The sequence below is a fragment of the Ruegeria pomeroyi DSS-3 genome (genome assembly GCF_000011965.2).
In the GTDB taxonomy this organism is placed as follows: Bacteria; Pseudomonadota; Alphaproteobacteria; order Rhodobacterales; family Rhodobacteraceae; genus Ruegeria_B; species Ruegeria_B pomeroyi.
In genome coordinates this window covers 2423172-2447518 of sequence record NC_003911.12, presented here as the reverse complement: position 1 = coordinate 2447518, position 24347 = coordinate 2423172, and the positions used below count along the sequence as shown (strand labels likewise).

Genomic DNA, 24347 nt, shown 5'->3' with positions numbered 1-24347 from the left:
TGGATCATCCCCTTGCCCAGCGATGGACCCGACCCGGATGAAAGCCCTGACGCTCTGCCTTGCCCTTGCCGCATCGGCACTGCCCATCGCCGCCCGGGCCGAGGGGCCTGTGGTGGTGGAACTCTACACCTCGCAGGGCTGCTCGTCCTGCCCACCGGCGGATGCAATCATGCACCGGCTGGCGCGCAGGGACGATGTGATCGGACTGGCGCTGCATGTGGATTACTGGGACTATATCGGCTGGGCCGACGAATATGCCGATCCCGCCCATACCCTGCGCCAGCAGGCCTATGCCCGCGCCGGTGGGCGCTCGATGATCTATACCCCGCAGATGATCATCCAGGGGGTCGAGGATGTGGTCGGCGCGCGCGAGGAAGAGGTGCTGGCGCTGATCGAGGCGCACAAGGCACGCCCGGCGCCGGTCGGCATTGCCGCGCGCCGCGTGGGCGATGACATCACCGTCACACTGACCCCGGGCACGGGGGCGCCCGGTGGCCCCTATGCGGTGCAGCTGGTGCGCTATACGCCGCTGCGCCATGCCTCGATCCGGCGCGGAGAGCTGGCCGGGCGCGAGATGGATTATGCCAATGTGGTGGACAGCTGGCAGGTGGTGGGCCAGTGGGACGGCCGCGGCGAACGGCGCCTGAGCCTGACCGCAACGGGCGATCTGCCGGCGGTGGTACTGGTGCAGCAGGCGGGGCCGGGACCGATCCTGGCGGCGGCCCGGGTGGACTGATCAGCCCGGCACATCCTCGTCCTGGGCGCCAAGGTCGAGCCAGGGTTTCCAGCGCCGGTGGATCCAGAACCATTGCCCCATGTGCTGGCGCACCATCTTCTCCAGATCGTCGTTCAGGAACTGGGTCATGGTGATCGGGTCGGTATGGGCGACCGGATCGTGCATCACAATCTCGAAATCCAGCCCGTTTTCCTGACGCACGGAATAGCAGGGGATCAGCACCGCGTCATATTTCAGCGCCAGTTCGGCATTCAGCACCGAGGTGACCGCGGGCTTGCCGAAAAAGCTCAGCTCGGCGCCGCCATGGGCGTGCAGGTCCGAGACGATGGCGATGATGCCGCCCTGTTTCAGGCTGCGCACCATTTCCATCATGCCGCGCCGGCCCTGTTCGAACATCGGCTTGCCCGTGCGCAGGAAGGCATCCACATAGATTTCGTTGAAAAAGGGATTGGCCATCCGGCGATAGAGGCAGCCGATCGGCTTGCCGCCGCGCGCCTGAAGCGCGGCGCGGGTGGCCAGGTAATGGCCGAAATGAGCGGTGATCAGCATCACCGGCTTGCCCCGGGCAATGGCCGCGTCAAAGGCCGCGATCCCGGGGCCGCTGACCCGGGCACCCTGTTGACGGCGGGTGAATTCGTCGGGCGAGAAATGCTCCATGATGGCGCGGCCCGCATTGTCGGGTACCGCGCGGCACAGGCGTGCGATCTCGGCCTCGGGCAGGTCGGGGCAGGTCAGTTCCAGATTGGCGCGAATGCGCTTGCTGAACCCCACCAGCGGGCCAATCGCGCTCATCAACCGGCCCATGGCGGCGATCCGGCGATCATAGGGCAGCAGACGCATTCCCCCGATCAGCCCGCGCAGCAGCAGATATTGCGCGTAATACGAGGCGCGCGCGCCTCGGCTGAGTTCGGATTTTTCAACGGGCATCGGGGTCTCTTAGCGGCTGTGCATCTCGCGATGCCACACATACAGACCCGCTCCGGCGATCACAAGCGCGCCCAGAATGGTCCAGAGGTCGGGATACTCGCCAAAGAACAGCGCGCTCCAGATCGCGGCAAAGCCGAGGCCGCAATAGGCATAGGGCGCCAGCATCGCCGCCTCGCCCTGGGAAAAGGCGCGGATCAGGCAGAGCTGGCCCAGCGTGCCGAACAGAGCCACCAGCGCGATCAGGCCCCAGGCAGTGGGGCCGGGGGGCTGCCAATGGGTGGGCACGATCAGGCTCAGCACCGCCGTGCCCACGAGGCCGGTGTAAAAGAGCGAGGTCCAGACATCCTCGTCCGGGCCGACGCGACGGGTCAGCAGGGCATAGGTCGAATAGCAGGTCGCCGCGCCAAGCGGGTAGAGCGCTGCGGGCTGGAACAGGTCCGAGCCCGGGCGCAGCACGATCAGCGCGCCGGTCAGGGCCAGGGCGATGCCCAGCAGGCGGCGCGGCCCCAGGCGCTCGCCCAGGAACAGGGCGGCGCCCAGCGTGATGAAGACCGGATTGACAGACATCAGCGCGGTGGCATCGGTCAGCGGGATGCGACTGATGCCGAGAAAGAAGAAACCGGTCGCGCACATCAGCATCAGCGAGCGCAAGAGTTGCAGGCGGGGATAGGCGGTGCGCATGACCCGGCGCAGGCGCGGCAGCACGAGGAGCAGCACCAGCAGCATCTGCCCCGCATAGCGCGCCCAGAGTGCCGGGATCACGCCGATCCGTGGCGCCAGCGCCTTGACCGAGGCATCCATCAGCGAAAAGCACAGGATTGCGAGGACCATGAAGCCGATGGCCTGGCGCGCGGTGGCGGTCATCTGGAGCCGGGCCGGAGCAGGAGAGGTGGAATGCTGAACATGTGAAGCTGATAGCGCCCCGGATCCGGCCTGTCCATGACCGTGCGGCGGGTTGCCGGAATTTTGCAAAAATTCCGGTCCGGAAAGCATCTGCTTTCCGAGCCGTTTTCCGTGCCGGAAAACGGCCTGCCGGGATCAGTCCTCGCTGTCCTCGTCCGGGTCGATCAGTTGCAGGGTGCCGTCATCCGCCAGCCCGCGAATGACGCCGACCAGGGCGGTCATCGCCGCCTCGCCCTCGCTGCGCTTGACCTTGCCCTTGTCGCGGATTTCGTCGCGCAGGTTGTCCGCCATGCGGGTGGACATGTTTGCAAGCAGGAATTCGGCTACCGCGGCCTCGTCCCCTTCGGTGGCGGCGGCCAGGGCCAGGATCAGCTGGTCCTGATCGGCCACCCGCACCACGGCAGGCACATCGCGCGGCGACAGGCGGGCTGGGATGTCGGTAAAGGTGAACAGGACCTTGCGCACCGAGGAGGCGAAGGTGGCATCCTCTTCGTCCAGTGCCGACATCATCTGGTCGCGCGTTGCGGGCGCCGACTGGTTCAGGATATTGCCCACCCGCTTCTCGGGCCGGTCGGCAAAGGCCAGGATCGGCCGCGCATCCAGCTGCGCGGCCAGAGACCAGCCGATCCGGTCCACCGCTTCGGGCGTTACCCGGCCGGTCTGCGAGATCGCATAGGTAATGCGCCGCGCCACCGGGCCGGGCAATTGCCCAAGCAGCGCCGCCGCCTTGGCGGTGTCGAGCTTCGACAGCAGCACGGCGGCCACCTCGGTGCTTTCGGCCTGGGCGATCTCGGCCAACTCCTCGGGCGGCAGGGCGCGCAGCCGCTGCCAAGGGTCGCCCATCTGGCGCACCCCGGCCTCGCGCCGCAGGCGCGCGGCGGTGGTTGCGGCGATCTTGCCGTCCATGGCGCTGAGCGCCCCGGCCAGCCCATGCGGAAAGCTGAGCCCGATCCCGTCGAGCGCCTCGGCAAATTCCTCGGCCACCGCGTCGAGCGTGATCCGGTCGACCAGCCCCATCTGCCCCATCTGCTTGGTCAGGCGGGCCTGCAATTCCTCGGGCAGTTCCTCCAGAGGGATTTCGGCCCCCGCATTGAGCAGCAGCCGCACCACCACGGCCGCCTTTTCCAGATTGCTCAATTGCCGGGGCACGCGCCGGGGCGCGTCGGCCACCGGCTGGCCGCCCATCCTTGTCACCGCCGGAGCATCGTCGAAATCGAACATCTCGGCGTCAAAGGGCATCAGCGCATTGTCGTCCTGCATCTGCCTGCGTCATCCGTCATCAGAGTCGCAGGCAGATTACCGGGGCGGCGGTAAAGAAAGGCTGAACTCAGTAGCTGTAGGTCAGCCCGCTGCGGATCGCCTCGCGCAGCGACACCTCGGCCCAGCTGCCTTCGCCGCCGCGCGCGGTGATCTCGCGCCACTGGGCGATGGCCAGATCGGTCTTGCCCGCCTCGACAAAACCCTGACCCATATAGCTGCGCGCCAGGATATTGTCGGGATTGGCCGCGATCGCCGCCTGATAATAAAAGGCCGCGCGGTCCAGATCGCCCAGCTTGCGGTGGGTGAACCCCCAATAGGTCAGCACGCGGTCGTCACTCTGATCCGGCATCGCCGCCAGCACGCCCTGGGCATCGGCGGGCCGCCCGGCATAGGCCAGCTCGCGCACCGCGTCATACAGCGTATCGGCATCCAGGCCGGAATTCTTGGGCGCCACGCAACGCTTTTTCTTGTCGTCCCAGACCTTGACCCCTTTGCATTCCTTGGTGGTCTGGGTCTCCTTGGGCGGGTTGGTCCAGGTGCTGCCACCGGTACTGTCGCCACCAGCGGCAAAGGCGCCAAGCGGCAGGGTCAGGCCCAGGGCAAGAAGGGACGGGAAACGCATGAGGGGAACTCCGGTAACATTTGTGGGGTGGGTCGCAGAAATCTTGCGGACGCCCTGACAAGCGCCCGGATCGCCCGGCCGGTTCGGCGCGGGATCAGCTGTTGATCACCTCGACACAGGCTTGCGAGGCGGCGTCCCATTGCATGCCCGGGGCGCAGGATTGGGTCTGTTCATGGCCACGGCTGGAACAGCCCATCGCCAGTGAGGCAACCGGCACCAGGGCCAGCGCAGCGGCACAGCATATCGTCCTGAGGGTCATGATCTCTCCTCCCGTTGATATTGGAGAGGAGTGTAGCGCAGAGCCCCCCTTGCGCAAAGGGGGCTCACGCCGTTGTGTCAGCGGTTATGTCCGTCTGGGCGGTCAGTTGCCAAAAACACGGGCAAAGATCGTGTCGACATGTTTGGTGTGATAGCCCATGTCGAATTTCTCGTTGATGCCGTCGGTGCCCAGGGCCGCCACCACATCGGCATCGGCCAGCAGCTGTTCGCGGAAATCGACGCGCTCTTCCCAGACCTTGAGGGCGTTGCGCTGCACCATGGTATAGGCGTCCTCGCGGCTGACACCGGCCTGGGTCAGGGCCAGCAGCACCCGCTGGCTCATCACCAGCCCGGGGAACTTGTTCATGTTGTCCAGCATGTTCTCGGGAAAGATCAGCATCTTGTCGACAACACCGGCCAGACGGTTCAGAGCGAAATCCAGCGTCACGGTGGCGTCGGGGCCGATGCCGCGCTCGACCGAGGAATGCGAGATGTCGCGCTCGTGCCAGAGCGCCACGTTCTCCATCGCCGGGATCACCGCCATGCGCACAAGGCGCGCCAGACCGGTCAGATTCTCGGTCAGCACCGGGTTCTTCTTGTGCGGCATTGCCGACGAGCCTTTTTGCCCCATCGAGAAGAATTCGGCGCCTTCCAGCACCTCGGTGCGCTGCATGTGGCGGATCTCGATGGCGATATTCTCGATCGAGGACGCAATCACGCCCAGCGTGGCAAAGAACATCGCGTGGCGGTCGCGCGGGATGACCTGGGTGCTGATCGGCTCGGGGCGCAGGCCCAGCTTGGCGCAGACATGCTCTTCGACCGCCGGGTCGATATTGGCAAACGTGCCGACCGCGCCCGAGATGGCGCCGGTGGCGACCTCGTCGCGCGCGCCTTGCAGGCGGGCCTTGTTGCGGTCCATCTCGGCATAGAAGCGGGCGAAGGTCAGGCCCATGGTGGTGGGTTCGGCATGGATGCCATGGCTGCGGCCCACGCGCACGGTGTCCTTGTGCTCATAGGCACGCTTCTTCAGCGCGGCGAGCACCTTGTCGACGCCCTCCAGCAGGATGTCGGCGGCCCGCACCAGCTGCACGTTCAGGCAAGTGTCCAGCACGTCCGAACTGGTCATGCCCTGATGCACGAAACGTGCCTCTTCGCTGCCCACATGTTCGGCCAGATGGGTGAGAAAGGCGATGACGTCATGTTTGGTGACGGCCTCGATCTCGTCGATGCGTGCCACGTCGAACTCCACATCCTTGGCTTTCCACACGGCCTCGGCATTCTCCCGCGGGATCACCCCCAGATCGGCCATGGCGTCACAGGCATGCGCCTCGATCTCGTACCAGATCTTGAACTTGGTCTCGGGCGACCAGATTGCAACCATCTCGGGGCGGGAGTAGCGGGGGATCATTGGCAGCGACACCTTTTTGTGATTGGCAGGACCTGTTGGCGCGGGTCATAGACCCAGCCGCATCGCGGGACAAGGCAGGAGCGGAAATATGAGACGGTTTGCCCTGATTTTGGCGGCTGTGCCCACCTGGGCGGTGGCGGATGGGTTCATGCCGCTGGCCGGAGACGAGATACGCGCCGCGCTGGTGGGACGGGTGTTGGTCTATGAGGGGGGGGCGCGGCAGAGTTTTGACGCCTCGGGCGGGACGGTCTATGTGACCGATCGGCCCAGCCTGGGCCAATGGAGCCTGCGCGGCGATCTTTACTGCTCGCTCTGGCCGCCCTCCGATCTCTGGGCCTGTTACACGGTGGCCAGCGATGGCGACAGGGTCCGCTTTGTCGGGCAGGGGGGCGATATCACCGACGGGACCTATGCCGAATGACCCTGCCGCAGGACATTGCAGAATTTGTGGGCGACTGGCTGCTGGATCGCGTCATCGACGACCGTCTGGCGGGGCAGAAACTGCGCGCCGAAGGGGGCGCGACGCTGCGCCGCAGCGAGAGCGGGCTGACCTATGACGAGCAGGTGACGCTGTTCATGCCGGGCCAGCCGCCCTTTCACGGCACCCGCCGCTATCTGTGGCGTCCGGGTCCGGGCGGCATCGCCATTCATTTCGAAGACGGCAGGTTTTTCCACCACTTAACCTTGGGTCAAGCAGAGCCGGGCGATCATCACGATTGCCCGCCCGACAGCTATGATGCGCGCTATGACTTTGGCCGCTGGCCGCTATGGCGGGTCAGATGGTCGGTCAACGGACCGCGCAAGGATTACGAGATGGTCACCGATTTTCGGCGGCGATAGCGTAAACGTCTTGCGGCGCGGGCGCGGACAGGGCATTTCTGTGCGCCAATACCTGTCTGAACTGGGAGACAACCGAATGAGCATGACTGTTCTGGCCGACGCAATCGGCCCGCGCGAAGGCACCGCGCGTCTGGCAAAGCAAGCGGTTCTGGTGGTGCTCGGCATCGCCGCGCTGGCCATCGCCGCCAAGATCAAGGTGCCGATGTGGCCGGTGCCGATCACCATGGGCACCTTTGCCGTTCTGACGCTGGGCACCGCCTATGGCGCGCGGCTGGGTCTGGTGACCATGATGGGCTACCTGCTGGTGGGTGCGCTGGGCTTTGACGTCTTCGCAACCTCCTCGGCCGAGAAATTCGGGCTGACCTACATGATGGGCGGTACCGGCGGTTATCTGGTCGGCTATCTGATGGCCACCGTGCTGCTGGGCGCGCTGGCGGCCCGCGGCTGGGACCGGTCGTTTGCCAAGATGGCGCTGGCGCTGGTGCTGGCCAATGTGCTGATCTACGTGCCGGGCCTGTTGTGGCTGGGCCAGCTTTATGGCTGGGACAAGCCGATCCTGCAGTGGGGCCTGACCCCGTTCCTGGTGGGCGACGCGCTGAAACTGGTGCTGGCCGCCGTGCTGATCCCGGGCCTGTGGAAGCTGGTGGGCAACGCCCGCGGCTGATCCCGCCCCTTTGCGACACGACAAAAGCCCGGGCCGGATGGTCCGGGCTTTTTTCATGGGCAGGCTCAGCCCGCCTCGTCCAGCCGGGTCACGATATGCGAACTGGCTTCGAGCGTGCGATGCACCGGGCATTTGTCGGCGATCTCCAGCAGCCGCTGGCGCTGGGCGCCATCCAGCGGCCCGATCAGGCGGATCACCCGGGTAAAGGCGTCGATCTTGCCGCTGGCGCCGGTATCGGCATCCTGGGCATGCACCTTGTCATGGCAGATATCGACGCTGACGCCCTCCAGCGGCCAGCCCTTGCGGCGGGCATACATGCGGATGGTCATCGAGGTGCAGGCGCCCAGACCCGCCGAGACGAACCCATAGGGCGACATGCCCCGGTCGGTGCCACCGTATGACAGCGGTTCGTCCGCCAGCGCGTGATGATCGGGGCCGGCCTGTACATCCTGCAGGAACCCCGCCGGGTCGGCCTCGCTGACCCGCACGATGCCTTCGGGTGCGCCGGGGGGCGGTGCCGGCGGGGCCAGGTCCACATAACGCCCGGCCCAGGCGGCGATCACCTCGGCGGCATATTCGGCGTCGCGTGCCCGGCTGATCAGGTGGTCGGCATCGTCCAGCGTGACAAAGCTTTTGGGATGTTTCGCGGCCATGAAGATCTGGCTGGCATTGTCGATGCTCACCGTTTCGTCGCGCGGCGCGTGCAGCACCAGCAGCGCGGCGCGCAGATCGGCGATGGCCGGTTGCAGGGCGCTTGCGGCGATATCCTCGACAAAGTCCCGCCCGATCCGGAACGGGCGCCCGCCCAGGCAGACCTCGGCCGCGCCTTCAGCCTGGATCCGGGGCAGGGCGGTCTCGAAATGATGCGCCACATGACCCGGATCGGCAGGGGCGCCGATGGTCACCACCGCGCGCACCGAGGCGATCTGCGCCCGCGCCCGCAGCACGGCCGCCCCGCCCAGCGAATGGCCGATCAAGAGCGCCGGCGCCATGTCGCGCCCGGCCAGATAGCGCGCGGCGGCGGCCAGATCTCCGACATTCGAGGTGAAGGTGGTATTGGCGAACTCGCCCTCGGAATGGCCCAGACCGGTAAAGTCGAAGCGCAGCACCGCGATCCCCATCGCCGCCAGCCGCGCTGCGATCCGGCGCGCGGCGGGAATGTCCTTGGAACAGGTGAAGCAATGGGCAAACAGCGCGGTGGCCAGAACCGGCCCCTGGGGCAGGTCCAGCCGGGCGGCCAGCTGGCTGCCGTCATGGCCGGCAAAGGTGATCCGTTCGGTGGGCATCTGGGGGCTCCTATACGTGGGAGACCACTAGATGTGAGCCATGGGCGGGCGGGCAACAGGTTTTTCAGCCAGATCACGGGGAGGTGACAGCAGACAGATCGTAGAAGCCGGGAAGCGACGATATGTTCATGATTTGTGATGTAGTATCATTCAATCATTCATTTTCGGAATGAAGAGTTCGCCCTTACCTGTGGTGAGGTCACCCATCTGGACAGGAGAACCCCATGACCCATTCCGCCATCACCCCTGCGCCCGCCCTTTCCCGGCCCGGCCCGCTGTTTGCGCTGGCCCTGGCGCTAGCGGTCGGATTTGCCCTTGGTCAGGTTTGGCCAGAGCCGCAAGACGGCATCTCTGCCGTGGCGCCGCTGCAAGAGGACTGGCATGGCAATGTCAAACGCTCGACCTGGCCGGATTGATCCGGTGCGGCTGGTGGGATCGGCCTAGGCCTGTCCCATCAACGCCGGATCGAACGGGTATCTGGTCAGGTTCTCGTACCCGTCCTCGGTGATCAGCACCTGATCTTCCAGCTTGATCGAGAAATCGCCGCCCACCTCGCCCACACAGGCCTCGACACACAACACCATGCCCGGCTCCAGCGCATAGTCATAGGCGCCCGCCACCGCCTTGTCGGGATAGGCGACCAGGGGCCACTCGTCGCACAGGCCCACCCCATGCATCAGGCAGCCGTATTTCTGCGCCTGATACTTGTCGTCCAACCGGTGGCAATTGGCGGTCAGTTCGGGGATCATCACCCCGGGTTTCAGCATCTCCATATTGGTCATGATATGCTCATGCGCGTGCCGCATGGCATAGATCATGTCCGGGCGCGGGGCCTGATCGCCGATCCACCAGCTCCGGCTGATGTCGATGCAGATGCCGTAGGATCCGATAAGATCGGTATCAAAGGCGATGACTTCGTTCTTCTGGGTGATGCGCGGCCCGCATTCCTGGAACCAGGGGTTGGTACGCTGCCCCGAAGCCAGCAGTCGCGTCTCGATCCATTCACCGCCGCGCCGGATATTCTCGGCATGCAGCACCGCCCAGATATCGTCCTCGGTGGTCTTGCCGTCGCCGACATTGGCGCGCGCGAACCGCTCCATTTCTGCAATGGCGCTTTCACAGGCGTGATGGGCGCAGCGCATGGCAAGGATCTCGTCAGGCCCCTTGATGGCGCGGGTCTTTTCGGTGACCTCCTCGCCCTCCATGATCTCGAACCCCTGCGCCTCGAGCGCGCGCAGCCCGTGCAGCATGATCTTGTCGACCGCCAGCCGCCGGTTGCCACCGGAATGCGCCTCGATCAGCACCCGCACCTCGTTGCTGAACACATCCGCGGCCACATCCACCTTGTCGCCTCGGTCGAAATAGAACAGATCCGCGCCCGAGCGCTGCTCGCGCACCAGCGGGTTGAACGTGCTCAGGAAGGGCGAGTTCTTGTAGTCCCAGATCACCATGTAGCCATCGGCGCACAGCAGCACCGCGCGGAACGGGTTATGGGTGTTCCACAGCTGCATGTTGGTGCTGTCAGTGGCGTAGCGGATGTTGAGCGGGTCGAACATCAAGAGGCCGCCGTAACCGCGATCGACAATGGCCCGGGTCAGCCGTTTCCAGCGATGTTCGCGCATCCGGGTCAGGTCGGGCAGCTCCAGCCCCGCCTGCGCCCATTCGGCAAAGGCCAGCTGGGTCGGCCCGATCTCGATCCGGTCATTGTCGTTGGGGCTGCCGTCGCCCAGGGTGGCGCCCCGGGTGGGATCGATCTTGCGGGTGTCGCGATAATGCTGGGTCATCTCGGCCTCCTTCGCCCTGGTTTCGCTGACTGTGACCGGGGACAAGCTGCCGAGTCGCATCCCTTCGCGACGGGTTTCTGTGTCGTTTTTGGCCTGTTTTCACGCCCCGGGCGATGCTAGGCCACGGACATGACCGAGATCCTGCAACAGACACTTCCCTACGATATCCATGCCCCCCGGCCGCTGCCGGGGATCGCGCCGCTCGATCCGGCGGACTGGCTGCACCGGGACGAGGCCTTTGCCGGGCAGATGGCCCGGCGCGAGGCGCTGATGACCGACCGCCCCGAGGCGGTTCTGGCGCTGGATGAGGGCGCGCGTGCGGCGGCGCTCGAACTGCTCGACCTGGTGCAGGGGCTGGCCTATCCGGGCACGGGCGCGCAGGTGACCCGGCCCGATGGGGTCCGCGTCACGGTTGATCGCGCCGATCCGTTGCGCAGCCTGGGCCGTCTGGTGCAGGAGGATTTCTGTATCCTGCAAAAACAGGGCGACGAACATGTGCTGACCGGGGCGGTGCTGTGCTTTCCGGCCAGCTGGACCCTGGCCGAAAAGTTCATGCGCCCGCTGATCGCCATTCACGAGCCGGTGGGCAGCTATGACGCGGGGATCGCGCGGCGGGTGCAGCGGTTGTTTGACGGGGTCCAGACGGGGCGGCCGCTGTGGCGGTTCAACGCGCTCTGGTACGCCGAGGCCGAGCTGCACCAGCCGCGCAGCATCCATGACCGCCGCAGCGCGCCGGTGCCGGCGGATGCGGGATATCTGCGCAGCGAGCGGCAATGCATCCTGCGCCTGCCCGAAACCCGCGCGGTGGTCTTTTCGATCCACACCTATGTCCTGGCGCGCGGTGACGTGCCGCTGGCCCGCGCCTGAAACGACTTCGCCCCGCCGGTATCGGGCGGGGCGGATCGCGTCGGTGTTGTGCTGCTCAGATCGGCAGCAGCGACAGAACGTTGGCCAGGGCGCCCGAGCTCTGGAAGAAGACCAGCCCGGCCGTCAGCGACAGCACCTGGGTATTGAGGCGGAAATCCTCGCCCCGGATCAGGTTGACGGCGGCCAGCGAGACCGCGATCGGCGCCGAGACGAAGACCAGGCAGCCGGTCATGCCCCAGGTGGCGAGCCGGCGGATATCGGATTGCGCCTGCTCCTCGGGGCTCAGCCCGTCCAGCTCGTCAGGGCGCGGATCGCTGCGGAAGGCCAGCGCCAGCACCTCCTGATCGGTCAGCGCGACCAGGCCGGTTTCACCTTCGTGGGGGTATTGGCCGACGATGGTGTCGTAGCGGCTTGCCAGATCGGGGGCGGTGTCGTCGATCGGGGCAAAGCGGTTGCCCTGATGATACAGGATTTGCTGTCGGCTGCGCACCCGGCGCGGCGAGACATTGGCAAATGCGCCCAGGAACTGGTCGACCGTCAGGCGGACATTGGGGTCCAGCCACTCGATCAGCTCGCTGGTATAGAGATCCACCATCCGGTAGAGCATCACCACCAGCATCAGCTCGGTCACGTCGCGGTCATCGGTCTGTTCCGAGACCGGGGTGAGCGAGATCACCAGACGGTTACGGACCTTTTCCTTGCTCTCGTGCAGGCGGTTGTTCAACCCCGCCGCCGCATCCACCCGACGGGCGCGAGAGCCATCCTCGACCGCGGTTTGCAGGGACAATCTGACCAGGAACTGACTGGACAGAATGCGTGCTTCATACTCGTTCAACAGCGTCTGCCGATCGACGGCGTGGCCGTAGTCCTCTAATGTAGCGCTTACGATCCGGCTGAACCGGTCCATCGCGCCATCCTCGTTAACCAGGAATACTAGTCCACCGTGATACTTGCCTGTCTGTGCCACAGTGACGTCCTCCATTGCAAGTTGTGCCGAGGATCAAACTAGAGACCCATGGTGGAGAAAATGGGGCCGAAAAAGCATCATCACGGGGCAATTGAACATTTTTTCAAGGATTGGTGAGTGCTGAGAAACGAAGAATACCCCTAAAAACTGGTTAAAAATGACAACTTTCTGTCAATCGGGTGTCCGGGCGATGGCAGCGTGCAACTTCTAGCTGTCTATGCGCCGCGCCATGATGGCGATGGCCTGCTGGTAGACTGAAGCGGCATTCCACTGTTTTATCACGGCAAAGTTCGGCTCTCCCGGTTGATAGCCGCGCCCGGGCTGCCAACCTTTCTGCCGCAGGAAGTTCGCCGTTGAGGCGAGCGCGTCGGTCATGTCGTAGAAATCCACCCGCCCGTCGCCGGTTGCATCGACCCCATAGGTCAGCGCGTTGCCGGGCAGGAACTGGGTATGGCCCAACTCGCCATGCTTGGCCCCCTTGGTGGCGCCGGTGATGGCGCTGCGGTCCACCAGTTCCAGCGCGGCCAGCGCATGCGGGATAAAGAAATCCGAGCGGCGGCAGTCATAGGCCAGCGTGGTGATGGCCGACACCACCGCGCTGTCGCCCATGAACGAGCCAAAGGCGGTCTCCATCCCGTGCAGCGCGATCAGGATACCGGCGGGCACGCCATATTGGCGCTCCAGCGCTGCATAGAATTCGGGATTGCGCGCCTTGCGTTTGCGGCCCTGCGCCACGATCGTATCGGCGCCGCGCACCTGCATGAATTTCTCGAGCGAATACTTGAAGCTTTTCTGATTGCGGTCGGCGGCGATGGTGCGGGTGGCATAGCGGGCCTGGGCCAGCGCATCGAGCCCGCGCTTGCCGACACCCTGGCGGCGGGCCACCTTGGCGAACTCGGCCTTCCAGGCCTCGAACCCGGCGCCGGTGTTGCCACAGGTCAGGGCCAGCGCGGGCGACGTCAGCAGCGCCAGCGCCAGCGACAGGGCCAGCGACAGCGCCGGGCGCGCAAGGGCAGGGCGGAGCGGGAGGGAGCGGACAGTCAGGCGCATCAAATGATCCTTGTCAATCAATCCCCCGCAGCTTAGCCGCGCCCCGCCCGCGGCACAAAGGGGAAAACCACGCAGGACACGCCATGAAAAAGGGGCGCCCCGAAGGACGCCCCGATCTGCGACACAGGCTGCGATCAGCAGCTGTAGTACATGCCGAACTCCACCGGGTGCGGGGTGTGTTCGTATTTGTGGACCTCTTCCATCTTCAGCTCGATATAGCCTTCGATCTGATCCTTGGTGAACACGTCGCCCTGCAGCAGGAAGTCGTGATCGGAGGCCAGGCATTCCAGCGCCTCGCGCAGCGAGCCGCAGACGGTGGGGATGTCGGCCAATTCCTCGGCGGGCAGGTCGTAGAGGTTCTTGTCCATGGCTTCGCCCGGATCGATCTTGTTCTTGATGCCGTCGAGGCCGGCCATCAGCAGCGCGGCAAAGCACAGATAGGGGTTTGCCGACGGATCGGGGAAGCGGGCCTCGACGCGCTTGGCCTTGGGGCTTTCGGTCCATGGGATACGGACGCAGCCCGAGCGGTTGCGGGCCGAGTAGGCGCGCAGAACGGGGGCCTCGAAACCGGGGATCAGGCGCTTGTAGCTGTTGGTGCCCGGGTTGGTGAAGGCGTTCAGCGTCTTGGCGTGCTTGAGGATGCCGCCGATGAAATACAGCGCCTCCTGGCTCAGATCGGCATATTTGTCACCGGCAAACAGCGGCTTGCCGTCTTTCCAGATCGACATGTTCACATGCATGCCCGAACCGTTGTCGCCATAGATCGGCTTGGGCATGAAGGTTGCCGACTTGCCATATGCATGCGCCACGTTGTGGATCACGTATTTGTATTTCTGGATCTCGTCGGCCTGCTTGGTCAGCGTGCCGAAGATCAGGCCCAGCTCGTGCTGGCACGAGGCCACTTCGTGGTGGTGCTTGTCGACCTTCATGCCCATGCGCTTCATGGTCGAGAGCATCTCGGCGCGCAGGTCCTGCGCCTCGTCGATCGGGTTGACCGGGAAATAGCCGCCCTTCAGGCCGGGACGGTGACCCATGTTGCCGGTCTCGAACTCGGCATCCGAATTCCACGAAGCGTCGGTTGCGTCGACCTCATAGGAGACCTTGTTGATCGTGTTCGAGAAGCGCACGTCGTCGAACAGGAAGAATTCGGCCTCGGGACCCATATAGGCCACATCGCCGATGCCCGATGCCTTCAGATAGGCCTCGGCCTTGACGGCGGTGCCGCGCGGGTCGCGGTCATAGGCCTCGCCGGTGTCGGGCTCGACCACCGAGCAATGAATGCAGATGGTCTTTTCCGCGTAGAACGGATCGACATAGGCGCTTTCGGTGTCGGGCATCAGTTTCATGTCCGAGGCTTCGATCGACTTCCAGCCGGCGATCGACGAACCGTCGAACATGAAGCCTTCTTCCAGGAAATCCTCGTCGACCAGATCGGACACGATGGTCACGTGTTGCAGCTTGCCGCGCGGGTCGGTGAAGCGGATGTCGACATATTCGGCACCCTCGTCCTTGATCAGCTGAAGAACTGCGTCCTTGCTCATACTCTCTTGTCCTCTGCTAGAGTGTGTTCGGGTCAAAGCGCGTCCGAACCGGTCTCGCCGGTACGGATGCGGATGGCTTGTTCGACGGTCGAGACAAAGATCTTGCCGTCGCCAATCTTGTCGGTCTTGGCGGCGCTCACGATGGCCTCGATGGCGGCGTCGACCTGATCGTCGTCCAGCACCACTTCGAGTTTCACCTTGGGCAGGAAATCGACCACATATTCGGCACCGCGATACAGCTCGGTATGGCCTTTCTGACGGCCAAAGCCCTTGACCTCGACCACGCTGAGGCCCTGGACGCCGATATCCTGCAGCGCCTCTTTGACCTCGTCCAGCTTGAACGGTTTGATGATCGCTTCGATCTTCTTCATCGCGGTGCTCCTTGCAAGCTTGTCAGCCCGCCTCAGATCACGTCTAAGCTGGTGGCTCAACGCGAATGCGAAACCGGCCGGGCTGCGGTGCAGCAATTTTGGGCGACAGGTGAAAATTTGGGCAAGATGCACAAGGATTGTGCAGAAGTGAATCGGTGAAAGGGCAGGGCATGAGCGAACTGCTGACCGCAGCGCAGATGCGGGCCATCGAACAGGCGGCGATCGCCTCGGGTGAGGTAACCGGGCTGGAGCTGATGGAACGCGCCGGGCGCGGGGTGGTCGAGGCGATATTCGAGGAATGGCCGGAGTTGGGAGAGGCTGGGGGGCCAACCCCTCAGACCCCCTGGAGTACTTCGGGCGAAATGAAGAAAGCCGTGGTCCTCTGTGGGCCGGGCAACAATGGTGGCGACGGGTTCGTGGTGGCGCGATTGTTGCACGAGCGTGGTTGGGCCGTAGAGGTGTTTCTCTATGGCGACCCCGAGAAGCTGCCGCCGGATGCACGGGTGAACTATGAGCGGTGGTGCCAGGCGGGGGAGGTTCAGGCCTTTGCGAAGTTTGAGCCAGAAAACTGGAATTGGCAAACCGGAGAGGTTGGAGCGGTCGATCTCATAGTAGATGCGGTTTTTGGCACTGGGTTGGTTCGCCCGGTCGGCAGCGAGATGTGGCTGCATGAGAAGATCGGTGTGCTCACAACAGAGGTGGTCAACGCACGTCGTGTGGCAATTGATCTTCCTTCTGGATTATGTGCCGACAGCGGAAAGCCTCTCATTGATACCCAGGATGAGACCGGGCGTGGAAAGCTGAAATTTGAACTGTCTGTGAGTTTTCATCGCGAGAAAGTCGGGCATCGAATTTCAGATGGACCGGCTTTTTGCGGAAGAACAGTGGTGAAAAGCATCGGCTTGGATGACTTGCCGTCGAGTCGCGCTGTCGCAAGGGAGCTTGCCAGCGAAATTGTGCGTCTGGCGCAACCAAGGCTGTCGGACAAGGCGGCGGAGTCCCACAAATACACGCACGGCCACGCCCTGATCCTCTCCGGCGGCTCTGGCAAGACCGGCGCGGCCCGGTTGGCGGCGCGCGGTGCGCTCAGGATCGGGGCGGGGCTGGTGACGCTGGGGGTGTCGCCCGGCGCGCAGCAGGAGGTTGCCTGCCAGATCACCGCGTTGATGCTGACGCGGATCGAGGGCGCCGATGGGTTTGCGGCAGTGCTGGAGGATACCCGCCTCAATGCGCTTTGCCTGGGGCCGGGCATGGGGGTGGAGCGGGCGCGTGATCTGGTGCCGGTGGCGCTGAATGCCAAACGCGCCACCGTGCTGGATGCCGATGCGCTGACGGCCTATGCCGGAGACCCGGCCGAGCTGTTTGCTCTGTTGCATGAGGCTTGCGTTCTGACCCCTCATGGAGGCGAATTTGCGCGGCTGTTTCCGGATATCGCGAAGAGGCTCCGCAAGGAGCCGAAGAGCGGCCCGGCCTATTCCAAGGTCGATGCCACCCGCGAGGCCGCCAAACGCGCGGGCTGTGTGGTGCTGTTCAAGGGGCCGGACACGGTGATCGCGGCGCCCGACGGGCGCTGTTCGGTGAACTCGGCCCATTACCTGCGGTCAGCACCCTGGCTGGCTACCGCCGGGTCGGGCGACGTATTGGCTGGTTTCGTCACCGGGTTATTGGCGCGCGGGTTCGCGCCCATGCAGGCGGCCGAGACCGCCGCCTGGCTGCATGTGGAATGCGCGCTGGAGTTCGGCCCCGGCCTGATCGCCGAGGATCTGCCGGAGCAATTGCCGGCAGTATTCCGGAAACTGGGGGTTTAGGCGGCGAGCCGGCCCGCGGCGGGCAGGCATTGGCCCGCCACTTCCAGCCCACCGGCATAAAGCACATGGGCAGAGTCGAAATGCAGCTGGAACAGCTGCATTTCGCGCGGACCCAGATCGCAGATGAACTCTCCATCCACCAGCGCATCGGCCCGCACCATGGCCTGCGCGGTGCCAAACAGCGCCTTCGCCCGCCAGTCGCGGATCAGCACGGGTTGTCCGGCGGGCAGGATCAGGTCGCAATCGGGCCGGGTATCGCCCAGCGACCCTGCGGCAATGCGGATTGCGCGCACGCTCTGGGGTGCGCGGGTGATGTGGTGCAAGGGAACAAAGCCGCGATCGCGGGTGATGATCCGGTCGCCAGGAGACAGGAACTCCACCGGCATCTCGCCATCCTGGGTCAGCAGGATGGTACCGGCCAGGAACCCGACCTCGGGCAGGGGTACAACATCGGGGCTGGCATACGAGACACCGCCCGCAGCAAGAGGGGCCGCCTTTGCGTTCATGATTGGCTCACTTTGATCTGCTCGTTATTTTTGCGGACCAGAATATGGCAAAATCATGTACATGTCGCGGCGATTTGCTGCCGTTTTTAGATAAATCCACCCATGCGTGCCTTTGCGGCATCGTCTCGGGCATCGGCAGATTGCCTCTCGCGCTCGGTTGAAAGCTTTGCTATTCAGCGCGTCACGGCGAGGTTTCAGTGCGCCGTGACTGCGGGTGTGGCGGAATTGGTAGACGCACCAGATTTAGGTTCTGGCGCCTTTGGCGTGGGGGTTCGAGTCCCTTCACCCGCACCATTCTCGATTGGCCTGCCGCGCGCGGCGATGGAGGATGCTTTTTCCACCTCCAGTCAGGGCAAGACCTGCCACGCGGTTGGCTTGTTCCGGGATTCTCTTCGGCGGGCGGGCGTGATCGGGCGCGGCGCACGATGTTGCGCGGCACGGTTAGGTGCCATGTGCGGCGCGCAGGGCTGCGGCGCGGATTTTCTTTTGCGCATGTCCCCGCTGGTTTGATGCCCACCGGCAAGCTCTTGTTTGAAAACAGGTCTCTCTATGCACTTCACGATTCCGTGTTGCCAAAATGCCAATAAAAGCCTGCCTGTCGGCACGATGTCTGGAAACAGGCGATCCAATCTCCAATTGAGACTTGTGAAACGCCAACCCTTTTGAATGGTGAGATGACATGACCAGACAGATCAAAACAGCGACGGCTGTCGCGCTGGTGGCTGCCATGGCGGCCGTTCCTGCAGCGGCGGAACTGAAGTGGGACAATGCCTCGGGCGGCTATGTCAAGATTTACGGACAGTTCTCGCCCGCCTGGCAATCGGTCGATGACGGGGTGCAAAGCAAGGACAGCTTTGTCGATAACGCCCATTCCAACAGCCGCGTCGGCCTGTGGGTGGTGCAGCCCATGTATCAGGGCACGTTCAAGTTCAATTTCGAGACCGCCTTTGGCCTGCGCTCCTCCGGTGGGGTCAGCCAAACAAACACACCCAAGGGTGCCGATTGGGACCGGACCGACCTGCGCAAGATCGACTTTTCCTATGCCAGCGAGAGCTGGGGCACGATCTATGTGGGGCAGGGGTCGATGGCCAGCGACGGGGTTGCGGACATCTCGCTGAACAACAACAGCATGACCACCTATAACAGTGTCGGCGATCTTGCGGGCGGCTTCCAGTTCCGCACCGCCGGCGGTGCGCTGTCGGGGGTCACCATCGGCTCGGTCATGCCCAACCTGGATGGCGGGCGTCAGGGCCGGGTGCGCTATGACACGCCCAGCTTCAACGGTTTCTCGGTCTCGCTCGCTGCGGGCACCGATGTGCTGACCCCGGGCAACAGCGACAAATACTATGACATCGCGCTGAAATACGCAGGCGAGTTCGACGGAACCAAGGTCAAGGGCGGTATCGGCTTTTCGCGCCGCGACAGCGGTGGCGTCGATCGTGACGACACCTTTGGCTCGGTCGCGGTCAAGTTCAAGTCTGGCCTGAACTTTGCCCTGGCCGCCGGCAGCCGCGAGAACAGCGGCGATTATACCTATGTGCTGGCCGGGTACGAGGCGCAGTTTCTTTCGGCGGGCATGACCTCGTTTGCGGTCGACTACTATAACGGCAATGACTTCGGGCTGGCCGGGCGCGAGTCGAAATCCATCGGCCTGGGCATCAACCAGAATTTCGACAGCATCAACACCCAAGTCTATCTGGGATATCGCACGCATGAACTGTCCGATCCGGGTACTGCCTATCAGGATGTGGATGCGTTCCTGTTCGGCGCCCGCTGGAAATTCTGATCCCCTGACGGCTCCTTGCGCCTGCCTGCCTCTGTCAAGGGGAGGGCAGGCGTCACTCTTGCGTGAGATGGGTGCAAAAACGCACATCGCATTTGCAGAAAGCTGCCATGCAGGACGCGTTTTTTTTGAATTTCACGCAGCGCTCGCAAACGCGTTATCTTTGTATCGTTTTGTAATGAAACGATTTTGACATTTGCCCGAGTCGCGCCGCGTAGCAGCGATGCAACGCGCGCGCCACGCCCCGGCGCGCTCATATGGAAGAGTGACCCGTCACCGCCACATCAGAGGGCACGCAACCTGCGTTTCATCCATCTGATGGGAAAGAAGATGATCACGACACTCAGAACCACTTCGGCTCTGGCCCTGGCGGCGGCGGCGTTGGCCGCGCCGGCATCGGCACAGTTGCTCTATGAAAACCAGTCCGGCGGTTCGGTCCGCCTTTATGGCCAGTTCAACCCGGCCCTGATCTCGGTCGATGACGGTCAGCAGACCGAGACCCAGATCCGTGACAACGACCTGTCGCGCAGCCGCATCGGCCTGCGTCTGGCGCAGCCCTTTGGCGACAACACCTTCCGGTTCCGGTTCGAAGCCGGGCTGGGCCTGCCCAACTCGACCGAGACCAACCAGCTGGGCGACAACTTCAGCGGCTGGACCCGGGACGACCTGCGCCATATCGACTTCTCGCTGGAAGGCGACTGGGGCAAGGTCTCGCTGGGTCAGGGCAGCATGGCGGCCGATGGCATCGCCGAATCCGACCTGTCCTATGTGGGCGTGGCGCTGTATTCCTATCTCGCCGATGCCAACGCAGGCTTCTTTTTCCGTGACACGGCGGGGGTTCTGTCCGGTCCGGCGGTGGGCGATGCGCTTGACACGTTCGACGGCTCGCGCCGCGGTCGTATCCGCTATGACAGCCCCGAGATCGCCGGGTTCACCTTCTCGGCTGCCTATGGTGAAAACATCCTGAACACTGCCGATCAGTCGGATTACTACGATGCGGCAGTGCGTTACTCGGGCGAGTTCGCCGGTGGCGTGCAGCTGGATGCGGGCCTGGCCTATCAGGTGCGCGACAACAACGGCGTCGATCGCTCGGATGTGGTGGGGTCGGCCTCGGTCCTGCTTAAGAACGGGCTCAGCTTCACCTTTGCGGGCGGTACCCGCGACAATGATGCGGCAGGCGCCACCGACCCCGACTACCTGTATTTCAAGGTCGCTTATGACGTCGATCTGTTCTCGTTCGGCAAGACCGGCGTGGGCGTGCACTACTACGACGGGTCGGACTTCAACGTCGCGGGCTCCGAGACCAAGGGCTGGGGCGTGGGTATCGCGCAGCGGGTCGAGGCCTATAACACCGACGTCTATTTCACCTATCAGGACTATGAATATGACGACGCGGCCAACAGCTATCAGGACCTCAGCACCATCGTGCTGGGTGCGCGCTGGCGCTTCTGATCGGTTCCTGACCGTTTGACTTTGACACGCCCCGGCCGGTCCGGGGCGTGTTTTTTGTCTCATACCACCAATTGCGGGGCCAGTGCGGCACTACCCCCTTGCACCGGCCTCTCGGGACAAATAGAAGGCCACAAATTGTGCATGGCGCGCGCCTCGGTGCGTGCGCCCCGAATCCTATGGGGACTACCATATGCAGGTTACCGAGACGCTGAACGAAGGTCTGAAACGCGGCTACAACATCGTTGTGAGCGCGGCTGAACTGGACGCCAAAGTCAACGAAAAGCTGGTCGAGGCGCAGCCCGAGATCGAGATGAAGGGCTTTCGCAAGGGCAAGGTGCCCATGGCGCTGCTGAAAAAGCAGTTCGGCCAGCGTCTGCTGGGCGAGGCGATGCAGGAAACCATCGACGGCGCCATGAACAAGCATTTCGAAGACAGCGGTGACCGTCCCGCGCTCCAGCCCGAGGTCAAGATGACCAACGAGGACTGGAAAGAGGGCGACGATGTCGAAGTCGCGATGTCCTATGAGGCGCTGCCTGCGATCCCCGAGGTCGACATGAGCGACATCGCGTTGGAGAAGCTGGTGGTCAAGGCCGACGACGCGGCCATCGACGAAGCGCTGGGCAACCTGGCCGAGACCGCGCAGGACTTCAAAGCGCGCCGCAAGGGTTCCAAGGCCAAGGACGGCGACCAGGTGGTGATGGATTTCGTCGGCAAGGTCGACGGCGAGGCGTTTGAAGGCGGTTCGGCCGAGGATTACCCGCTGGTGCTGGGCTCCAACAGCTTCATCCCCGGCTTCGAAGAGCAGCTGGTGGGCGTGAAGGCCGAAGAGGAAAAAGACGTCACCGTCACTTTCCCCGAGGAATACGGCGCCGAGCATCTTGCCGGCAAGGAAGCCGTGTTCACCTGCACCATCAAAGAGGTGAAGGAACCGGTTGCCGCCGAGATCGACGACGAGCTGGCCAAGAAATTCGGCGCCGAGGACCTGGCCGCGCTGAAGAGCCAGATCGCCGAGCGTCTGGAAGCCGAATATGCCGGTGCCTCGCGCGCGGTGATGAAGCGTGGCCTGCTGGACGCGCTGGATGCCAAGGTCTCGTTCGACCTGCCGCCCAGCCTGGTTGACGCTGAGGCCAAGCAGATCGCGCATCAGCTGTGGCACGAGGAGAACCCCGAGGTTCACGATCACAACCACGGTGAGATCGAAGCGACCGAAGAGCACACCAAACTGGCCGAGCGCCGCGTGCGTCTGGGCCTGCTGCTGGCCGAACTGGGCCAGAAGGCCGAGGTTGAGGTCACCGATGCCGAGATGACCCAGGCGATCCTGGGCCAGGCCCGTCAGTATCCGGGGCAGGAGCGTCAGTTCTTCGAATTCGTGCAGAAGAACCCGCAGATGCAGCAGCAGCTGCGCGCGCCGATCTTCGAGGACAAGGTGGTCGATCACATCGTGGCCCAGGCCAAGGTGACCGAGAAAGAGATCAGCAAGGACGACCTGCAAAAGGCGTTGGAAGCGCTGGACGCGGAATAATCCGCCCTTTCACGGACCTAGAAATCAAAAGAGCCGCCCGAGAGATCGGGCGGCTCTTTTTGTCACGCGTCTTGTTTGCTTCGCGAGTGGCTCAGGCCTCACGCGCGACCAGTTTTGGGGTATTCAGCAACTGCTGCTTCCGGCTTGGTTCCAGCGACCCGGCCAGCGCCTCGATCAGGCCCTGCACCGCTTTCACTTCCTCTTCGGTTCCGGCGGCCTGAAGCTGTTCGACCAGATAGCGTTCCAGCGGTGTGGTGGGGCTGTAATCTGCATTGGCCACTGGCTGATCGGCCTGTTCGCCATGCGCCCCGTTGAACAGGGCCAGCGCGTCCTCATCGCTCAGAAACACGTCATGGATGATACCTGCGAATTCACGCACGCGGTTGACGCGCTCCTCTCCGGTATCGAGCAGGGCGGCGAGCGCCGGTACCTTGCCCATCGGCACGGTTTGGCCCACATAGTCGTACGGCGCGTTGTCCGAGCGTTTGAGGACCCGGTCCATCACCGGGTCGATCACGGTGACGATATCGCTGATCCCTGCGCGGCGGGCATATTCCAGCGAGCCGATCATCAGCTCGCATGTGGCATATGACACCGAATTGCGGTCCTTGCCGCGTTTGAGCCGCTGCGTGTCCACACAGAACCGGGTGGATTCCCACATCGTGGCGCTGCGGATCGGTGGTTCGCCACAGAGGATGTCGGAAAACACATCCGCCAGCATATGCGGGCCTGTGGTCTGCAACGCCCTGACGGCCGCAACTACGTTGCCGTCGTCGTCAAGCCCGACGACATAGGCCGGATCAAGGTGATCGAAACGGTCGATCTCCTTGCCATCTTCAATTGTTACATCCCATCCCAGACGATCACCAAACACTCGGGCACGCAACCGAAACATGTCATCCAGAACCCCACCGAATAGATGCTTGTTCAAAGCGTCGATCACGATGATCATTTGTTTCCCCCTACGAGTGGATTTCGGTACACCAATCGTTACCCAAGTCTCGTGTCGGGACTATTGGGGGTTTCCCGTAGAGGCGGAAAAAATGTACTGGATGGTTCAGCCGGGGTAGATCAGACCCAGTCCCACGGCACGCCCGACAGCCTGAGCGGTCGTCAACGCGCAGAGTTTCTCGCGAGACGAGCGTAGGTGCACCTCGACCGTGCGATGGGAGATCGACAGGATATCGCCGATGTCCTGTTGCGATTTGCCAGCGGCCACCCATTGCAGGATCTCGACCTCGCGGGTCGAGAGCGACGGGTGATAGAGGATTCGGCCCAGCATGTCCGAACTCATCACCGTGTCGTGGATATGCACCGCCAGTGATTGCAGGTCGCCGATCACATGGCGCACCAGCTTCTGCCATTCCTCGGTCGAGCATTCCCGGGTGACGCTGAGCAGGCCGACATCGCCATAGGGACCACGTACCGGGATGGTCAGGCCCTGATCGCCGATGCCAAAGTCATGGGCGTCGCGAAAGACGCGGCGGAAATCATTGCTGCGCTCCAGGCGGCTCCAGTCGACCGGAGCGATGCTGCGCTGGCTCATGTGCAGGGTCGGGTCGATCATGTGGAAGCCCTGCTCCTGATAATGGAGCTTCCACTCGTCGCTGTAGGTGACATAGCCGTGGATGGCGCCAGCTGCCGGGTTCAGCCCGGCATAGGCAGCATGGTCCATCTCAAGCTTTTCGCGCACTTGCAGAAGGAAGTCCGAATAAACGGCTTCCGACTTTGGCAAAGTCCCGAGATCGACAATATCCATCTACTGCACCTGTTCGATCAGAACAGGGCGGAA

General features: G+C 63.6%; 25 protein-coding genes and 1 tRNA gene. 11 read left to right on the top strand and 15 right to left on the bottom strand.

All coding sequences use genetic code 11. From position 1 onward, the window contains the following. The first annotated feature begins 37 nt into the window (after positions 1-37). A complete protein-coding gene (locus SPO_RS11710; RefSeq protein ID WP_044029246.1) occupies positions 38-736 on the top strand; it encodes a DUF1223 domain-containing protein in 699 nt (232 codons plus the stop codon). Here SPO_RS11710 and SPO_RS11705 read toward each other — a convergent pair whose 3' ends face one another. From SPO_RS11705 to purB, 6 genes are all read right to left on the bottom strand, one after another. Next, on the bottom strand, positions 737-1663 hold the full coding sequence (locus tag SPO_RS11705; protein WP_011048027.1) for a lysophospholipid acyltransferase family protein: 927 nt from the start codon (positions 1661-1663) through the stop codon (positions 737-739). It abuts the gene before it with no gap. Positions 1664-1672: 9 nt separating this feature from the next. Next, complete coding sequence (locus SPO_RS11700; protein ID WP_044028348.1) at positions 1673-2527, bottom strand: DMT family transporter; 855 nt, start codon at positions 2525-2527, stop codon at positions 1673-1675. Between the two features lie 174 nt (positions 2528-2701). After that, entirely contained in the window at positions 2702-3826 is a 1125-nt protein-coding gene (locus tag SPO_RS11695) for a flagellar motor switch protein FliG (protein ID WP_044028346.1), read from the bottom strand. A 67-nt stretch (positions 3827-3893) separates the two neighbouring features. Next, positions 3894-4448: a tetratricopeptide repeat protein gene (locus SPO_RS11690; RefSeq protein WP_011048024.1), complete on the bottom strand. Its 555-nt coding sequence runs from the start codon at positions 4446-4448 to the stop codon at positions 3894-3896. 94 nt (positions 4449-4542) lie between these two features. Beyond that, a complete protein-coding gene (locus tag SPO_RS23105) occupies positions 4543-4707 on the bottom strand; it encodes a hypothetical protein (protein WP_158454173.1) in 165 nt (54 codons plus the stop codon). A gap of 102 nt (positions 4708-4809) precedes the next feature. Further along, positions 4810-6114 carry an adenylosuccinate lyase gene (gene purB, locus SPO_RS11685; protein WP_011048022.1) on the bottom strand — a complete coding sequence of 435 codons (1305 nt, stop codon included), beginning with the start codon at positions 6112-6114 and terminating at the stop codon, positions 4810-4812. Positions 6115-6202: 88 nt separating this feature from the next. Here purB and SPO_RS11680 point away from each other — a divergent pair, with 88 nt between their 5' ends. From SPO_RS11680 to SPO_RS11670, 3 genes are all read left to right on the top strand, one after another. Beyond that, entirely contained in the window at positions 6203-6535 is a 333-nt protein-coding gene (locus tag SPO_RS11680) for a hypothetical protein (protein WP_044028344.1), read from the top strand. Further along, positions 6532-6954 (top strand): DUF6314 family protein, encoded by a 423-nt coding sequence (locus SPO_RS11675; protein ID WP_011048020.1) that lies wholly within the window; start codon positions 6532-6534, stop codon positions 6952-6954. The genes SPO_RS11680 and SPO_RS11675 overlap by 4 nt, the downstream gene beginning before the upstream one ends. A gap of 76 nt (positions 6955-7030) precedes the next feature. After that, positions 7031-7618 carry a biotin transporter BioY gene (locus tag SPO_RS11670; RefSeq protein ID WP_011048019.1) on the top strand — a complete coding sequence of 196 codons (588 nt, stop codon included), beginning with the start codon at positions 7031-7033 and terminating at the stop codon, positions 7616-7618. Positions 7619-7683: 65 nt separating this feature from the next. Here the strand turns inward: SPO_RS11670 and SPO_RS11665 are convergent, their stop codons facing one another. After that, positions 7684-8904 (bottom strand): bifunctional alpha/beta hydrolase/OsmC family protein, encoded by a 1221-nt coding sequence (locus SPO_RS11665; protein WP_011048018.1) that lies wholly within the window; start codon positions 8902-8904, stop codon positions 7684-7686. A 224-nt stretch (positions 8905-9128) separates the two neighbouring features. On the opposite strand from SPO_RS11665, the gene SPO_RS11660 reads away from it, so the two are divergent. Continuing rightward, positions 9129-9320 (top strand): hypothetical protein, encoded by a 192-nt coding sequence (locus SPO_RS11660; RefSeq protein ID WP_011048017.1) that lies wholly within the window; start codon positions 9129-9131, stop codon positions 9318-9320. A gap of 24 nt (positions 9321-9344) precedes the next feature. Here SPO_RS11660 and dddP read toward each other — a convergent pair whose 3' ends face one another. Then, positions 9345-10688, bottom strand: a complete 1344-nt coding sequence (dddP, locus tag SPO_RS11655; RefSeq protein ID WP_044029245.1) for a dimethylsulfonioproprionate lyase DddP — start codon at positions 10686-10688, stop codon at positions 9345-9347. A 129-nt stretch (positions 10689-10817) separates the two neighbouring features. On the opposite strand from dddP, the gene SPO_RS11650 reads away from it, so the two are divergent. Then, positions 10818-11555, top strand: a complete 738-nt coding sequence (locus tag SPO_RS11650) for a heme-dependent oxidative N-demethylase family protein (protein ID WP_011048015.1) — start codon at positions 10818-10820, stop codon at positions 11553-11555. 55 nt (positions 11556-11610) lie between these two features. Here SPO_RS11650 and SPO_RS11645 read toward each other — a convergent pair whose 3' ends face one another. From SPO_RS11645 to SPO_RS11630, 4 genes are all read right to left on the bottom strand, one after another. After that, on the bottom strand, positions 11611-12537 hold the full coding sequence (locus tag SPO_RS11645) for a hypothetical protein (RefSeq protein WP_011048014.1): 927 nt from the start codon (positions 12535-12537) through the stop codon (positions 11611-11613). Positions 12538-12729: 192 nt separating this feature from the next. After that, positions 12730-13572 carry a lytic murein transglycosylase gene (locus tag SPO_RS11640; protein WP_011048013.1) on the bottom strand — a complete coding sequence of 281 codons (843 nt, stop codon included), beginning with the start codon at positions 13570-13572 and terminating at the stop codon, positions 12730-12732. 134 nt (positions 13573-13706) lie between these two features. Further along, entirely contained in the window at positions 13707-15113 is a 1407-nt protein-coding gene (gene glnA, locus SPO_RS11635; protein ID WP_011048012.1) for a type I glutamate--ammonia ligase, read from the bottom strand. Between the two features lie 32 nt (positions 15114-15145). Further along, positions 15146-15484, bottom strand: a complete 339-nt coding sequence (locus SPO_RS11630) for a P-II family nitrogen regulator (RefSeq protein WP_011048011.1) — start codon at positions 15482-15484, stop codon at positions 15146-15148. 170 nt (positions 15485-15654) lie between these two features. Between SPO_RS11630 and SPO_RS11625 the strand changes: the two genes are divergently transcribed. Beyond that, the gene (locus tag SPO_RS11625) at positions 15655-17292 is read left to right on the top strand and encodes a bifunctional ADP-dependent NAD(P)H-hydrate dehydratase/NAD(P)H-hydrate epimerase (protein ID WP_044028343.1); all 1638 of its coding nucleotides are present in this window, start codon (positions 15655-15657) and stop codon (positions 17290-17292) included. On the opposite strand, the gene SPO_RS11620 is transcribed toward SPO_RS11625, so the two are convergent. Beyond that, the gene (locus SPO_RS11620; protein ID WP_011048009.1) at positions 17289-17798 is read right to left on the bottom strand and encodes a Hint domain-containing protein; all 510 of its coding nucleotides are present in this window, start codon (positions 17796-17798) and stop codon (positions 17289-17291) included. The genes SPO_RS11625 and SPO_RS11620 overlap by 4 nt on opposite strands. A 210-nt stretch (positions 17799-18008) precedes the next feature. Between SPO_RS11620 and SPO_RS11615 the strand changes: the two genes are divergently transcribed. The 4 genes from SPO_RS11615 (at position 18009) to tig (ending at position 22555) form a co-directional block, all read left to right on the top strand. Next, positions 18009-18092: transfer RNA gene (locus SPO_RS11615), tRNA-Leu, on the top strand. 385 nt (positions 18093-18477) lie between these two features. Next, positions 18478-19584, top strand: a complete 1107-nt coding sequence (locus SPO_RS11610; protein ID WP_030003221.1) for a porin — start codon at positions 18478-18480, stop codon at positions 19582-19584. A 315-nt stretch (positions 19585-19899) separates the two neighbouring features. Next, on the top strand, positions 19900-21033 hold the full coding sequence (locus SPO_RS11605) for a porin (protein ID WP_230981735.1): 1134 nt from the start codon (positions 19900-19902) through the stop codon (positions 21031-21033). Positions 21034-21223: 190 nt separating this feature from the next. Further along, positions 21224-22555: a trigger factor gene (gene tig / locus SPO_RS11600; protein ID WP_011048006.1), complete on the top strand. Its 1332-nt coding sequence runs from the start codon at positions 21224-21226 to the stop codon at positions 22553-22555. Positions 22556-22646: 91 nt separating this feature from the next. Here the strand turns inward: tig and SPO_RS11595 are convergent, their stop codons facing one another. Further along, the gene (locus SPO_RS11595; RefSeq protein ID WP_011048005.1) at positions 22647-23507 is read right to left on the bottom strand and encodes an acyl-homoserine-lactone synthase; all 861 of its coding nucleotides are present in this window, start codon (positions 23505-23507) and stop codon (positions 22647-22649) included. A gap of 105 nt (positions 23508-23612) precedes the next feature. Continuing rightward, positions 23613-24314, bottom strand: a complete 702-nt coding sequence (locus tag SPO_RS11590; protein WP_011048004.1) for a LuxR family transcriptional regulator — start codon at positions 24312-24314, stop codon at positions 23613-23615. Positions 24315-24347 lie beyond the last annotated feature (33 nt).